This is a genomic window from Caldifarcimen microaerophilum (genome assembly GCF_055387105.1).
In genome coordinates this window covers 80,497-94,509 of record NZ_AP038914.1, presented here as the reverse complement: position 1 = coordinate 94,509, position 14,013 = coordinate 80,497, and the positions used below count along the sequence as shown (strand labels likewise).

Here is a 14,013-nt window from a genome sequence, read left to right as displayed (position 1 = left end):
CTCGAGACGTATTTCAGGGAAGGAACGTATCAAACAGGCCCCGATGGACCTTCACATCCGGGAGGTCCCGGATCCACAGCCGGAAATCGTAGGCCCAGTAGTCCCCCTGGGTTGTCCACGAAAAGGCCATCTCCCAGCAGTGGAGGTCCCGGGTCACCGACAGCCTCCGGGCAAGCCATTTCCCCTGCCCGAGATCGTAGCCCGTCGTCAGACTGATCCGCCAGAGACGGGTCAGGTTCCCCGAAAGCCCCACATCCAGAAACTGGGAGGCCGGAAGTCCACGGGTCTTCTGATAGGAGAGGGCCAGGGAAAGGCGCCACCGGGCGGGTTCATAGGTGAGCGCCCCCGTGGTGGAGTCTTTCGTGGCCGTCCACACCATGGGGTATTCCAGAGAGAAGTCCGTTCGCCAGTCCAGGGAAAGGCTTTTCAACGTGAAGTCCGGATGGTTCAGCACGGCCGAGCCCCGGACGTTCAGACGGGGGTTGCCGGGAAGAAGTTCAAAGAAAGCACTGTAGTCTGAAAATCGTGATCCCTGCGGAGCCTGGGGATTGTAGGACTGGGAGACATCCAGTCGCCCGATCTGGATCACCCCCCCGGGGGTTTTCCCCTCAAAGAGGTTGCTCACCCGCCAGGAGGCCGACCAGGTGCCTCCGGGGGTGGGACCGTAACCCCCGAAGGGAAGGAGATGGTCGCCCGGATTCCTGGGGGCATAAGAGGCCTGAACGGAGGGCCGGAGGGTGTGGCGAAACCGCTCGACGGTGCCGAGAGAAAAGAGGGAATAGCCGTAAAGCACGGTGGAAAGGGCCACACCGGCGGACGCGGTGGCATAGGTGGCGTAGGGCCGACCCAACCGGTCCCGGTCCATCAGCAGGGCATACCCCTGAAGGGAAGGAGAGACCTGAACATGGCGAAGGATCCGGAAGGGCAGGGACAGGCTTGCGTCCTGGCGGGCGCCCCACCGGGTCCAGGCGGTGTCGGGGTTTTCCTGGGTGGTGCGGTCCGCCCGCCCGGAGGTGGAGAAGGTGAGTCCTCCCATCCGGAAGGCGGGGAGGCTCCAGGAAAAGGAAGGAAGGTTCTGCTGAAGGGTGTTGCGGATCAGGTCCTCATACCGGCTTGCCGTAACGTTCACCCCGAAGAGGGAACTGGAATAGGCATAGGTGGCATAGGAATACACGCTGGTTTTCAGAAACTCCTCCCGGGTTTCGGAATAGTCCCGGATGTAGCGTTCGTCTGAAAGGAACTGGAGGCGAAGGGTGAGCTTGCTCCGGGGAGAAAAGGTGTGGGTGTGATAACCTTCCAGGCTGTAGCGGGTGGTTCCGGTCTGGAATTCCTGGGCTGCGCTTGCCTGCCAGGAGCCGTCGAACACGCGGTATCGTTTGTAAGGGATCTCCACGGCCGCCTGGATTTTCTGCCGTTCAAACAGGTTCAGGGTGAAGGTGGCATCCCAGTAGGGGCTTGCTGCCCAGTAGTAGCTGAGATTCCGGACATACCGTCCGTCTGTCCCCGAAAGGCCGAACCGGGGGGTGAGGAATCCGGACTTTCGCCCGCGGGCGATGGGAAACATCCAGAAGGGGAGGGCGAGAACGGGGAGATCACGAATATAGAACGTGAGAGGACGAACGATGGCCATGTTGTTTTCGATGGCCTTGACCGTTCGGGACGCAAAATAATAGTGAGGCGTTTCCAGAGAACACGTGGTGAAGGTCCCGTTTCTTACGAGGATTTCGTTCTCCGACAGGCGATACATCTCCTCCCCGGTGAGCCAGCCTTTCTGGATGAAGGATCGGCCTTTCGTGGCCATGCCCTGACGGGTGTCGATGCGATAAACCAGATACGTTCCCCTCAGGGTATCCCCCCGGTCCAGGAACACCAGAACCGGATTCCCCCAGGCCTGAAGGCGTTTGACGGAGTCTTCATACAGCACGGTGTCGGCGAGGAGAAGGGTGTTTTCCGTCCGAACGTAGGCGGAATCAAACAGCCAGACCCGGTGGCTGTCGGGTTCATACACGAGTTTCCCTGCACCGAAGTGAACGACTGCGGAAAAAAAGAGGAACAGTGCGGCCATCGCTACGGACGGATGAGGACGATCTGGGTGTGGCGTTCCCCTCGCCCCTCCACCACCAGCCAGTGGGGTCCGCGGGACGGGGGAACGAGAAGGACAATCCGGAGACGATTTCCTCCCACCCGGTCCACCCGCAGGGGAATGCGTGTGCCCTGCGGTGAAAGGAGATAGAGCCGATCCACAGGCGGGCCGTCCAGAAAAAAGGACGTTCCCTGCACCGGATGGGGCCAGATCCTCCAGGGGGAGCGGGATGAAACATCATCAAAGGACAGGAGGACCACGCCCCGGGTGGTGGCCACCGCTACACGGGAGGACGTTTTCATCACGGCGAGCGGATGGTGAAGGGGACGAAGGGTGGAACTCGCAAAGAGGGTTCCGGGCAGACGATCCGTTCCCAGGGGGATGCGTTCGGTCACAGAGAAGTCGTCGGAGAGTTTGAGGAGTTCCCGGCGGGTGAGAACCCAGAGCGCCCCCAGCCCCCGATCCAGTGCGACGGGCTCCGTGAGGGAAAGCGTCCGTCCGGTTGTGAGGTCCGGGTGGACCGACACAAGCCCTCCGTCGGTGAGGGCAAGAAGGGAATCGCCCATGCACACGGCATCCATCACCACGCTGTTGGGGAGGGGGACCGATCCCATCAGGGTTCCGGAGGTATCCAGCGCGAGAAGTCCCTGTCCCTGGGTGCCCACCCACAGGCGGCCTGCGCACACCCGGAGCACAGCGGGGGCTTCCACCCGCCAGATCTCCGAAAGGTTGTCCTGGAGGGACCGGACCGTCCCATCCGCCTCCCGCACCCGGATGCCGAACTTCCCGGAACTTCCTCCCTGATAGAAACCCAGATAGAGCCGGTCGCCATACGCTTCGAGGGCCATCACCAGCCGGGTCCCCACATCCACCGAATCCACCCGGAGACTTCCGGCTTCCACCACCGCCCGATACAGGCCCGCGTTGCCCCCTCCACTCCACGTGTAGTGGGACACCCACACCCCTCCGTCCGGATGGGGGGCAAGCCGGAGAGGCTGGGGAAGAAACGTGAAGAGGACGGTATCCTCCACGGGAAGATACACCCACAGACCACCGGATGGAGCATCGGGGAGCCCTTCCCGGTTCCAGAACACACCCCACAGGTTTCCATCCCGATCTTCCACCAGATCCGTAGACCGCCGGAAGGGAAGGCCCATGGGATAGCGCAGGGTATCGAGCCACAGACCACTCCCTTCTTCGGGGACAAGACCGGGCCAGGCTCCGTGATCCCCCCACAGAAAGCCCTCGTTTGTCCGGACGAACACGTGGGCCGCATGGCCGGAAAATCCGGCAAAGAGAGGCATGAGGCCCGCAGGTGTGGCATAATAGAGACCCTCCGGCCAGGCGCCCACCAGCAGGGTGTCGTTCAGGGTGTCGAGATGGAAGGCCGATTCAGAATGGATCCACATTCCTTCCCGCCACACACCCGAATCGGAGGCGATCCACAGGGTGTCGTGGAAGAGGATGGCGTCCCGGATGGGGTGGCCGGTGAGGAGGGTATCGTTCCAGGAGGTGATCTGGTTGAGTGCGGTGAGGGGCACCCGGTGAAGACCCCGGGCGGTGCCCACCAGCAGGGTGTCGCCTGTGAGACGAAGGGTCAGGAGGGTGTCGGAGAGAAGGGGAAGTCCTGCGGCCCGGTTCAGCCGGGCGATTTCCCGTTCAGAACTCCGCAGAACGAGGCCCGCGGTGGTGGCAAGGAAGAGTGTGTCTCCGCGAACAAAGAGGTCCATCACCGGATCCATGCCCACCGCCCCGCAGGCGTGGATTCGCTCAGACGATCCCCGGCACAGCCGGAGCCCTTCATCCGTCCCCACCCACAGCGTGTCCGGTGGAACCAGGGCGATCGCCCGGGGCAGGCCGTTCAGGACGGTGGGATCAGCAAGGGAATCCAGCATCCCGCTGTGCCACAGGTGGATCCCGGCCGAGGACACCACAAAGACCGCGCTGTCTCCCACCGGCAGAAGATCCAGCACCTGGCTCCCCGAAAGGAGAACCTGGCCCAGAAGAAAAAGCCACATGGCTTTAAGTATAAAGGAAGGAGATTGAAGGTTCTCTGTGGGCTCTGTACACTTCCCTTCAAACAAACGGAAAAGGAGTGGGTCATGCACTGGTTTCTCATCGCCCTTCTCTTTGAACAGCCCGTGGGTCATCCCGCTGAAATCGGGATGGGCTCCGTTGTGGCCCTTCCCACCTCTCCCGCAGTGGCGTTCCGCAACCCCGGCGCCCTGGAGTCCCGGGTCTACAGTGCATTTTTCAGCCTCCCCTACGGTGGCGCTGGCATCTTCCTGCACCACCTGGGTCTTGCCTATGTCCACCCGTTCTCAGCACGCCTCCGGGCAGGTGCGTTCGTGGAACAGGTGGGGGCGAACCTGGAAGGGACCTACACCGGACGGTATGCGGAGATCACGGCCGGGGTGAACAGCGCCTTTCAGGTGGCGCCCGTGCTCCGCGCGGGTCTTGCCCTGAAACTCCTCCGTTATCAGGACCCTCGATCCGGGGCCCTTCATGCCCCCTCAGTGGACATGGGTTTTGTCTTTCTTCCCCAGCGGTTCTGGTCGGTGGGGGTGGTGCTTTCCAATGCCAACCGGCCCACCGTCGGTTCGGAGCCTGTCCCGCCTGCCCTGGAGGCAGCCGTGGCCCTGTTCCCCTATGAAGGGGTGACCACGACGGCCGGGGTCCGCCAGGTGGAAGGGGAAGCCCTGCGGTGGATGGTGGGACAAGAAGTGAAACTCAACGCCTATCCCGTGGCCTTTCGCTTCAGCCTCCAGCGGGAGAGCGACGCCTATGTGGCCTTTGCCGCCGGGGGCTCTTTCCGGTTTTCCGGTCTGGATGTGGACTACGCTGCCCAGTTTCGCCCGGGACTGCCCGTCTCCCACAGTTTTGCCCTGAACCGGGTGTGGTGAGATGAGCCTCGTGAGCCTCTTTCTTCCGGTTCTCCTCTCGGCCGGTGTCTCACCCATCAACCTGAACACGGCGCCTCCGGAAAGCCTCCGCCTTCTTCCCATCGGCTATGAGGATGCGGTGAGCCTGGCGGCAAGGGAAGGCCGGTCGGTGGAGGAGGTTCTGCGCACCGAAGGGATTCCGGAGGAAAAAGTCCGCATCCTGGTGGAATACCGGAACCTTCACGGTCCTTTCCGCACGGTGTATGACCTTGCCCGTGTGCCCGGCATCACCTCCGGGGACATCGCCCGGTGGAAGGACCACCTGGTGGTTCGACCCCCGCGGGAACGGGGGATCGTGCGAGACGTGGAGCGCATCCGGGGGTATGGGGCTTCGGAAGAAAGCCCCCGCACCAGCGCCTTTGATTACTGGCTTTTTCGGCTTCGCTCCCCCATCTGGATCCAGCACGCCACGGTGGAAGAACTCCAGAGCCTTCCGGGTGTGAGCCTTCTGGATGCGGTGGCGGCGGTGCGCTATGCCCGGAAAGCAAGCCTTTTCCGGATCTCCCATCTGCGCCGGGCTCCCGAGCTCTCCTCCTATGGCTATTTCAACCTCCGCCCCTTTGTGACCATCCGGGAGCCCCGTCTCCCGGAGGTGTATGGCTGGGCGTCGGCGAGCCTGTATCTCCCTAACGCGGTCGTGTATTCCACGGACTATCTGTATGAGCGCCTTCAGGAACTGGACACCCGCGCCGCAGACACCACCACCCGGACTCTCCTCCGCCAGGCGGGCTGGACGGATGCCCAGGTGGACAGCCTGCTGGCCCGGCTTTCGGCCTACCGTGAGGACGAATCCCGCATCACCACCCGGCCCTTCTTCCGGTTCAAAGGGGTGCTGAACCATCGCTCGGGCATCCGGGCAGGCCTTGCTTTCCATCAATCCCCCTATTACGTGGAAGGTCCCCTGGTTCGGGCCTTTGTGGACTATGCGTCGCGAGGCTTCCTGGAGCGTCTGCTTCTGGGGAACTTCCGGATCGCCCTGGATCAGGGGGTTCTGATGGACAACGCCGAAGAATCCCGGGATCGCCTGATGGACCGGGATCAGGGTGTGTTCGGTGATCTCACCGCAAGCCGAACCATGGGGTTTCTGGGCGGGTTTGTGCGCCTGCGGCGAGGCCCGTTGCATCTCGGAGGCTATGTGGCCTCCAATCGCCGTCCGGTTTTGCCTGACAGGGAAGGCAATCCTCTTTTCCTCTTCACGGGGAGCTTCATCCCCACGGTGCTCTGGGACCACGGCGTTCGGGAACGGGTGGTGGGGGGACTTCTGGATGTGGACCTTCCCCGCCCCTTCCTGGTGGGAAGCCGTCTGCGGTTCCATCTTCTGGACATCGCCTATGACCGCCCGCTTTCCATGCGGTTTGACGACCTGGACCTCCCTCTGGACCGGGAAGATCTGAGTTATGACGCAAGCTTTCCGGAGGGACCGGTGGAGGGCTTCCGGTTTGCGGGCTTTGCTTTCCAGACGGTCAAATTCCCGGTGAGCCTGGAGACGGAGTGGGCCCATCAACTGCGGGGCGGTTCGGGGAACGCTCTGGCCGTGGCCCTTCGGGTGCAGAAGCCCCGGTTCAACTGGAATCTCCATTACCGCCGGCAGGACCCCGGATTTTTCAACCCCTACCAGCGTTCCTTTCAGGAAGACAGCCGGTTTGAGGACACGCCCCTCGAGCGGCCCTACCGCCTGGTGGACCCGCTGGCCTCTTCTCTGCGGGACTTTCCCGCCCCCAAGCCGGAGGAAGGGTTTTTCGTGGAGACCCGGTATCAGTTCAACCGGAAGTGGCTTGTGCCCCGGTTCTATGTGGACGTCTGGCGGGATCTCACGGACGGCCTGTGGAACTATCGGATCAACGTGGAGGGCGAATTCCGGCCCGTCCATGCCCTGCGCCTGCGGTATCGGGAGCGCTATCAGAAACGCCGGAACCTCCGGGGTGTGGCCTACACGGAAAGCTTTTCCGAGGAGCGGGCCCTCCGGGTGTTCTATCTCCTCCAGCGGGGCATTGCGGGTGTGGAGGTTCGCTATAGCGCGGTGGATCTCACCCCCCGGGTGGACATCCCCCGGGCGGGGATGAAAGGGGGCTTTGTGAGCCTGTTTCTGCGGTATGACCTCACCCCCCAGACCCAGGTTCAGACCGGGACGGCCGTGTGGACCAACGAGGGGGGAAGCCAGTGGATCTTTGAAGACACAGGGATTGATTTTCTGTATGGCGACGGAACGAAATTCTATGTCACGGTGGCCCATGCGGTGGCCGACCGGATGGTGGCCCGTCTGAAACTCCGGATGAAAAACACCCTGTACCGGAGCAACCTGGATCTGGAAAACGGAATCACCGACGCCTTTGGCCGCCCGGTGGAGGGGAGCTTCACCACGGAAGAGCCATCCTGGTTCCTTTCCTGGACGCTGGATTATTTCTTCTGAGCCCACGTGCGGAGTGCTGAGGCACCCATGATCGGAAAACGCGGGTTGATGGTCTGTGCGCTGGCGCTGTATGCCTGCGGACACCGGGCGCCGCCGCCCGGCAAGCCCGACACCACCCCTCCGACCGTGAACCTCATTCACCCGCCGGAGGGATTTTCCATAGGCCAGGGTGACACGGTGGGGGTGGTGTTTGAGGCGGTGGACTCCAGCGAGGTCGTGCGGGCGGTGATGAAGGTGAACGATCAGGTGGTCGCGGCGGATTCCACCCCTCCCCTTGAACTTCTCTGGGTGGTGGATACCGCCCGGTTCCACCCGTCTTCCGAAACCCTCCGCCTCACCCTGGAAGTCTGGGACTACTGGGACAACGCAGGAAAGGTCTCCCGAACGCTGATTCTCGAAGGATTTGTGCCGCCTTCGTCCGATTCGGTGGAGTCCGAGCAGGAAAAGCGATGATGGGCTGGAAACGCAACACAGCACTCCTGTGTATCCTGCTTGCGGGGCTCAGTCTGCCTTCCCCGGTCGTGGCCGATGTGGTCCAGGTTCTTCCTCCTTTCACGACCTTTCTCCCTCCCGGATCGCCGGCTCTTGGTCCCGGCATGGACTTGGGAATGGATGGGATCATGATTTCTGCAGGCACGGATGAACGGATTCTGGGTGGGGGCATGAGATTTCGAGTAGGTCAGCTGACCGGATCCGTGGGGTTTGAACTTGCGGGTGGGGTGTACGGAGGATGGCTGACGTATGTGGACTACAGGGGTATTCGGGTGTGGAAAGAAGGCCTTGCCCTTCGACAAATGTTCCGTCTCCGGTGGATTTCGTTTTCCTCTTCAGGCATACATGTTGAAATCGGGGTGGGCGCAGGCATGGATGAGCAACCCTATCCAAAGGCGTATACGCGGTATTTACGTGTGTTCCCATGGTCTCCTTCTCTGGAAGCGTTTGGCGGAGGAGGCGTTCCCGATCACTACTGGGTACGGGTGGGTGTGGGGTTCTGGGGCTTAGGCGTGTCAGAAACCGTTCGAATTCATCAGGAATGGACCGTGGGTGGTTCGCTTCTCTGGCCCTGGCCAGGGCTGCATCTGCCAGGGCTTTCCTTTTCAGCGGGGATATGGAAGGATATGGGCGCCTGAAGGAGGGCGGAGCGATGATGAAAAAAATTGCCATGGCCGCAGGCAGCCTCCTGCTTGCCGCATGCGGAGGACGAATTTATGTTCCTCATCCGGTCGGCTTCCCGCCTGAGCCTCCCGCACCCCGGAAAGGTTCCTGGGTTGGTGGAGAGGTCGTGAAGGTGCCGGCTCAGTATGCTGGGGAGGAGGGAACCATGGCGGGGCTTTCGGGGGGGCTCACTCACTTCTCCCGGTGGTTCCGGGTCGATCTCGCAGCGTTTCTCTTCGGAGGAACCTATCGATATGCGGATCCTTCCTTCACGGGTGAGGCCCTTTCGGTGAACCCCGCCCTGCTCGCACGGCTTTCCCTCCTTCTCCCGATCACCCGGCTGAGGCTGGAAGGAGGGGTCTCCGGAGGCGTGACTTTCCAGGCAGGTGTTCCCCGGGGGGTGGACATGTTCCCCTTTTTCGTCCTGGGCGGAGTCCATGTGGGGCTCGGACTTCCCGACTGGTTCTGGGTACGTCTGGGCTATGGTTATGCGAACTCGGGAATGGCCGTTGCGGTCGCCCTGCCCGGGAACTGGACCGTGGGCGGGAGTTTCATCCGATGGTGGAAGGATCCGAAAGACACGGGCGTCCGTCTGGGTGTATCTCGAACGTGGAGGTAAGGCATGGCTCTCATTCATCCGGTGAAAGAAATGGACATCGCCCCCGGTGTGGTGATCGGGGGCACCCGGCCCTTTGTGCTCATCGCGGGTCCGTGCGTGCTGGAAACCGAGGGCGTGGTGATGCGCACCGCCGAACGCCTGAAGGATCTCACCACCCGCCTGGGCATCCCCTGGGTGTTCAAGGCCTCCTTCTGGAAGGATAACCGTTCCCGGGTGGAATTTTATCGAGGTCCGGGCCTGGAAGAAGGCCTGCGGATGCTGGAGAAGGTGAAACGAACCTTCGACGTCCCGGTGCTCACCGACATCCACCTACCCGAACAGGCCTCGCCGGCCGCGGAGGTGGTGGACGTCCTTCAAATCCCCGCCTTTCTCTCCATGCAGACGAGTCTCGCCGAAGCCGCCGCCCGCACCGGCAAACCCATCAACGTGAAGAAAGGGCAGTTTCTCGCCCCGGAAGACGCCGGAAACATCCTGGCGAAATACAAAAGCCTGGGCAACGAGCGGATCATGCTCACCGAGCGGGGCGTGGCCTTTGGATATCACAACCTGGTGGTGGACTTCCGGAGCATCCCCATCATGCGCAAACTCGGTCATCCCGTGATTCTGGACGCCTCTCATCCGGTCCGGCGATATGGTGTGCCTTCCAAAGACCCCCGGGGAGGCGCACCGGAGTTCATCCCCTACATCGCCCGGGCCGGGGCCGCCGTGGGAGTGGACGGCATCTTCATCGAAATGCACCCGAATCCACCGGAGGCTCTGTCCGACGCTTCGTCCATGCTTCCTCTGGATCAGGCCGAGCCCCTTCTGAAACAGCTGGTGGATCTGGACCGGTATGTCAAGGAGGGGTGAGATGAAGGCGCTGGTTCTCTCCGGGGGGAAGGGGACAAGATTGCGTCCCCTCACCTACACCCTTCCCAAACAGCTTGTGCCCGTGGCCGGCAAACCCATCCTCCACTATGTGATGGACCAGCTTGCCGATGCCGGGATTCACGATGTGGGGGTGATCCTGGCACCGGAGACGGGGGATCAGATCCGGGCAAGCCTTGAGTCCAATCCCTGGAGGCACCGGTTCACCTTCATCGTTCAGGAAGCCCCCCTGGGGCTGGCTCATGCCGTAAAGACCGCCCGGGACTTCCTGGGAGAGGACCCCTTTGTCATGTATCTCGGGGACAACCTGATCGGCTCGCCCATCCGGGCGTTTGTGGAGACCTTCCGGGAGGAGAATCCCGATGCCCTGATCCTTCTCAAACGGGTGCCAGATCCCCGGGCCTTTGGCGTGGCGGTGGTGGACGAAAGCGGCAAGGTGGTCCGTCTGGTGGAGAAACCCAAAGATCCTCCGTCCGACCTTGCCCTGGTGGGGGTGTATTTGTTCACCTCGCTGGTTCACGAAATCATCGAAACCCTTCAGCCTTCCTGGCGAGGGGAATATGAGATCACCGACGCCATTCAGGGGCTGGTGGATCGGGGGCACCGGGTGCTGGCCTTTGAGCTGGAAGGGTGGTGGCTGGACACCGGAAAGAAGGACGATCTTCTGGAAGCCAACCGGGTGGTGCTGGACGACTGGATCCAGCGGCGGGTGGCGCCAGACGCGGACATCCAGGAGAGCCAGATCGTGGGACGGGTGGAGGTCCGGAAGGGAGCCCGGGTGGTGCGCAGTGTCATACGGGGACCGGTGGTGATCGGGGAGGGCGCGGTGGTGGAAGATGCCTTTGTGGGCCCCTACACCAGCGTGGGCGCCCGTGCCCGCATTCAGAGAAGCAGCGTGGAGCACAGCGTGATTCTGGACAAAGCCGTGGTGGAAGGGGTGGAACACCTGGAAGACAGCCTCATCGGCCATCGAAGCCTTGTCCGGAAAACAGACGGCCAGGTCCGGAAAGCCCTGCGCCTCCTCATCGGGGACGACGCAGAAATCCAGTTCTAACGGGGAGAAAAGCGTGCCCTTCGCCTTTCATGAGACGGAGCTTCCCGGAGTCCTTCTTGTGGAACCCCGGGTGTATCCGGATCACCGGGGTCATTTCCTGGAACTGTTCAAGCACTCGGAATTTGCTCCCCATATCCCCCATGCCTTTGTGCAGGACAACCTCTCCCGCTCGGTGCATCGGGTGATCCGGGGGCTTCACTTTCAGCGTGCGCCGAAAGCCCAGGGCAAGCTTGTGACGGTGGTGAAAGGACGGATCTGGGATGTGGCGGTGGACATCCGCCCGTCGTCCCCCACCTTCCGGAAATGGGTGGCGGTGGAACTCTCCGACGAACACCCCCGGCTTTTCTGGATTCCACCTGGCTTTGCCCACGGCTTTCAGGTGCTGTCGGAGGAAGCCTGGGTGCTGTATAAGACCACCGAAGAATACGACCCTTCCCTGGACCGGGCCGTCCGGTTTGATGACCCGGAGATCGGGCTTCCCTGGCCTCTGGAAGATCCCATCCTCTCGGAGAAAGACCGGAACGCCCCCCTTCTGAAGGAGGTTCTGCATGAACTCGCATTTTGAGAAGCAACTTGAGAAAATTCGCGCGAAAGAAGCGGTGCTGGGTGTGGTGGGGCTGGGCTATGTGGGCCTCCCCCTCGCCCAGGCCTTTGAGGAAGCTGGTCTCATGGTCCTGGGTGTGGACGTGAGTTCGGAAAAGGTTCAGGTCCTCCGGGAAGGCCGGAGCTATGTGGAAGACGTGCCTTCTTCCTGGTTGGCGGAGGCCCTCGCCCGGGGGCGGTTTCGCCCCACCACGGACTACGGGGTGCTCGGGGAAGCGGACGTGGTGCTCATCACCGTGCCCACGCCCCTTTCCAAGTCTGGAGAACCTGACCTGAGCTATGTGGTTCAGGCTCTCCGGAGCCTTTTGCCCCATGTCCATCCGGGCATGCTGATGGTTCTGGAAAGCACCACCTATCCGGGCACCACGGAGGAACTGGTGAAGCCCATGCTGGAAGAAGCGGGATTCCGGGTGGGCGAGGACGTCTTTCTCGGGTTTTCTCCGGAGCGGATCAACCCGGGGGACCCGGTGTTCACGGTCCGAAAAATTCCCAAGGTGGTGGGGGGCGTGGATCCTCGTTCCACCGCACTGATGGAAGCTTTCTACAGTCTTGCCATTGAACGGGTGCACCCGGTGTCCTCCGCCCGGGCGGCGGAGATGGCGAAACTCCTTGAGAACACCTTTCGCAACGTCAACATCGCCCTGGTGAACGAACTCGCCCAGATCTGTTATCTCATGGGGGTGGATGTGTGGGAGGTGATCGAGGCGGCGGCCACCAAACCCTTTGGGTTCATGAAGTTTCTCCCGGGTCCGGGGATCGGCGGGCACTGCATCCCGGTGGATCCGAAATATCTCACCTGGAAAGCCCGGCAATACCGCTTTGTTCCCCAGCTTGTGGAGGTGGCCACCACGGTGAACGCCCAGATGCCCCTGTTTGTGGTCTCAAGGATCGTGGATCTTCTGAACGCCCATGGGAAACCCGCGCGGGGTGCGAAGATCCTCCTTCTGGGTGTGGCCTACAAACCCAACGTGGGAGACGTGCGGGAATCCCCGGCGCTGGACCTTCTGGAAGAGCTCCGGAAGCGCCAGGCGGAGGTGGTCTATCACGACCCCCATGTTCCGGAGGTCAGGCTGGATGGGGGCCCCACATACCGGAGTGTGCCCCTCACACCGGAAACCCTTCAGGAACAGGATCTCGTGGTGATCACGACGGATCACGACCGGGTTCCTTATGAACAGATCGTCACCCAGGCCAGCCTGATTCTGGACACCCGGAACGCCCTGCGCCGGCGGGGTGTGTCCTTCCCGGAGGACCGGGTGTTTTTCCTGTGAGGTTGGTGGTTCCCGGGGCATCCTGTATCATCTGCTATCATGGCACGAACGAGAAGGGAACAGGTTTTCCTTGACCTTCTCCGGGTTCTGGAAGAGCGCCCGGAGTGGAAGGCTCGTTTGCGTCAAATCCTCCTCACAGAGGATCTCCTTGCCCTCCCGGAAAAAATGGACCGCTCCCTCGCCGTCCAGGAAGAGATGCTGGAACGGATTGCCCGGATCGAAGAAGAGAACCGCAAGATATGGGAAGAAATTCAGGCGATCAAAGAAGAAAATCACAGGATCTGGCAGGAGATTCAGGCTCTCAAAGAAGAGAACCAGAAAATCTGGAAAGAAATTGCCGCCATCAAGGAGGATATCCGCGAGATCAAGAAAGAAAACCAGAAAATCTGGAAAGAGATTGAAGCGATCAAAGAGGATATCCGGCAACTTCGGGAAGAGAACCAGAAAATCTGGCAGGAGATCGAGGCTCTCAAGGAAGAAAACCGTCGGATCTGGGAGGAGATTCGGGCGATCAAAATCACACTGCGGGACGAGGTGCTTCCCGTCCTTCAGGATCTGCAGGAATGGCGAAAAGGCGAAGAGGGGCGCCGTCGTGGAGAGCGGTATGAGCAGCGAATCATCCGCAGTGCGCCGGTGCTTTTTGCCGGTGGGGAGGGGGGATCTCCCGAACATCCGGACATTCAGCGAAGGATTCAGTCGCTTCTTGGGGAACAGATTGCACGAATACCGAACCTCACAGACAGCGTGTTTCTTGCCGATCTTGTGTGGTGGAAAGGCGGAAAGGTGCTGGTGGTGGAGGTTTCCCTCCGGGTGAACGGAAAGGATGTGGAGCGCGCAGCCCGCCGGGCAAGCGTTCTGCGGGATGCAGGCGTGGACGCCCTGGGCGTGGTGGTGGGTGAAGAATGGGTGGGGGATGCCCGGGACCGGGCCAGACAGGCGGGGGTGGCCTGGTATATGGACGGAGAATTTTCAGAAGAACTCGTTGAGATCCGCAAAGCCCCGGCCTGAT

At 61.6% G+C, this 14,013-nt stretch carries 12 protein-coding genes; 10 read left to right on the top strand and 2 right to left on the bottom strand.

Going from position 1 to position 14,013, the window contains the following annotated elements; translation table 11 throughout:
• Nucleotides 1–13: 13 nt before the first annotated feature.
• Nucleotides 14–2,065 carry an LPS-assembly protein LptD gene (locus AC6HU3_RS00465; protein WP_497473846.1) on the bottom strand — a complete coding sequence of 684 codons (2,052 nt, stop codon included), beginning with the start codon at nucleotides 2,063–2,065 and terminating at the stop codon, nucleotides 14–16.
• Nucleotides 2,066–2,067: 2 nt separating this feature from the next.
• Nucleotides 2,068–4,101 carry a ligand-binding sensor domain-containing protein gene (locus tag AC6HU3_RS00460; protein WP_497473845.1) on the bottom strand — a complete coding sequence of 678 codons (2,034 nt, stop codon included), beginning with the start codon at nucleotides 4,099–4,101 and terminating at the stop codon, nucleotides 2,068–2,070.
• A gap of 84 nt (nucleotides 4,102–4,185) precedes the next feature.
• Here AC6HU3_RS00460 and AC6HU3_RS00455 point away from each other — a divergent pair, with 84 nt between their 5' ends.
• The 10 genes from AC6HU3_RS00455 to AC6HU3_RS00410 are packed head-to-tail and all read left to right on the top strand — an operon-like array spanning nucleotide 4,186 to nucleotide 14,012.
• On the top strand, nucleotides 4,186–4,986 hold the full coding sequence (locus AC6HU3_RS00455) for a hypothetical protein (protein WP_497473844.1): 801 nt from the start codon (nucleotides 4,186–4,188) through the stop codon (nucleotides 4,984–4,986).
• Nucleotide 4,987: 1 nt separating this feature from the next.
• Nucleotides 4,988–7,435, top strand: a complete 2,448-nt coding sequence (locus AC6HU3_RS00450; protein WP_497473843.1) for a ComEA family DNA-binding protein — start codon at nucleotides 4,988–4,990, stop codon at nucleotides 7,433–7,435.
• 27 nt (nucleotides 7,436–7,462) lie between these two features.
• Nucleotides 7,463–7,888: an Ig-like domain-containing protein gene (locus AC6HU3_RS00445; RefSeq protein ID WP_497473842.1), complete on the top strand. Its 426-nt coding sequence runs from the start codon at nucleotides 7,463–7,465 to the stop codon at nucleotides 7,886–7,888.
• A complete protein-coding gene (locus AC6HU3_RS00440) occupies nucleotides 7,885–8,565 on the top strand; it encodes a hypothetical protein (protein ID WP_497473841.1) in 681 nt (226 codons plus the stop codon). The genes AC6HU3_RS00445 and AC6HU3_RS00440 overlap by 4 nt, the downstream gene beginning before the upstream one ends.
• Nucleotides 8,566–8,579: 14 nt before the next feature.
• Nucleotides 8,580–9,209, top strand: coding sequence for a hypothetical protein (locus AC6HU3_RS00435; protein ID WP_497473840.1), 630 nt, complete (start codon nucleotides 8,580–8,582; stop codon nucleotides 9,207–9,209).
• A gap of 3 nt (nucleotides 9,210–9,212) precedes the next feature.
• Nucleotides 9,213–10,058: a 3-deoxy-8-phosphooctulonate synthase gene (kdsA, locus tag AC6HU3_RS00430; protein WP_497473839.1), complete on the top strand. Its 846-nt coding sequence runs from the start codon at nucleotides 9,213–9,215 to the stop codon at nucleotides 10,056–10,058.
• Nucleotide 10,059: 1 nt separating this feature from the next.
• The gene (locus tag AC6HU3_RS00425; protein WP_497473838.1) at nucleotides 10,060–11,130 is read left to right on the top strand and encodes a glucose-1-phosphate thymidylyltransferase; all 1,071 of its coding nucleotides are present in this window, start codon (nucleotides 10,060–10,062) and stop codon (nucleotides 11,128–11,130) included.
• Between the two features lie 13 nt (nucleotides 11,131–11,143).
• Complete coding sequence (gene rfbC, locus AC6HU3_RS00420; RefSeq protein WP_497473837.1) at nucleotides 11,144–11,695, top strand: dTDP-4-dehydrorhamnose 3,5-epimerase; 552 nt, start codon at nucleotides 11,144–11,146, stop codon at nucleotides 11,693–11,695.
• Nucleotides 11,679–13,004 (top strand): nucleotide sugar dehydrogenase, encoded by a 1,326-nt coding sequence (locus tag AC6HU3_RS00415; protein ID WP_497473836.1) that lies wholly within the window; start codon nucleotides 11,679–11,681, stop codon nucleotides 13,002–13,004. The genes rfbC and AC6HU3_RS00415 overlap by 17 nt, the downstream gene beginning before the upstream one ends.
• A 39-nt stretch (nucleotides 13,005–13,043) precedes the next feature.
• Entirely contained in the window at nucleotides 13,044–14,012 is a 969-nt protein-coding gene (locus AC6HU3_RS00410) for an SH3 domain-containing protein (protein ID WP_497473835.1), read from the top strand.
• Nucleotide 14,013 lies beyond the last annotated feature (1 nt).

Excerpts from the sequence above, each read along its gene's own strand:
- AC6HU3_RS00465 (WP_497473846.1), bottom strand. The coding sequence starts at position 2,065 with ATGGCCGCACTGTTCCTCTTTTTTTCCGCAGTCGTTCACTTCGGTGCA.
- AC6HU3_RS00460 (WP_497473845.1), bottom strand. The coding sequence starts at position 4,101 with ATGTGGCTTTTTCTTCTGGGCCAGGTTCTCCTTTCGGGGAGCCAGGTG.
- AC6HU3_RS00455 (WP_497473844.1), top strand. The coding sequence starts at position 4,186 with ATGCACTGGTTTCTCATCGCCCTTCTCTTTGAACAGCCCGTGGGTCAT.
- AC6HU3_RS00450 (WP_497473843.1), top strand. The coding sequence starts at position 4,988 with ATGAGCCTCGTGAGCCTCTTTCTTCCGGTTCTCCTCTCGGCCGGTGTC.
- AC6HU3_RS00445 (WP_497473842.1), top strand. The coding sequence starts at position 7,463 with ATGATCGGAAAACGCGGGTTGATGGTCTGTGCGCTGGCGCTGTATGCC.
- AC6HU3_RS00440 (WP_497473841.1), top strand. The coding sequence starts at position 7,885 with ATGATGGGCTGGAAACGCAACACAGCACTCCTGTGTATCCTGCTTGCG.
- AC6HU3_RS00435 (WP_497473840.1), top strand. The coding sequence starts at position 8,580 with ATGATGAAAAAAATTGCCATGGCCGCAGGCAGCCTCCTGCTTGCCGCA.
- kdsA (WP_497473839.1), top strand. The coding sequence starts at position 9,213 with ATGGCTCTCATTCATCCGGTGAAAGAAATGGACATCGCCCCCGGTGTG.
- AC6HU3_RS00425 (WP_497473838.1), top strand. The coding sequence starts at position 10,060 with ATGAAGGCGCTGGTTCTCTCCGGGGGGAAGGGGACAAGATTGCGTCCC.
- AC6HU3_RS00415 (WP_497473836.1), top strand. The coding sequence starts at position 11,679 with ATGAACTCGCATTTTGAGAAGCAACTTGAGAAAATTCGCGCGAAAGAA.
- AC6HU3_RS00410 (WP_497473835.1), top strand. The coding sequence starts at position 13,044 with ATGGCACGAACGAGAAGGGAACAGGTTTTCCTTGACCTTCTCCGGGTT.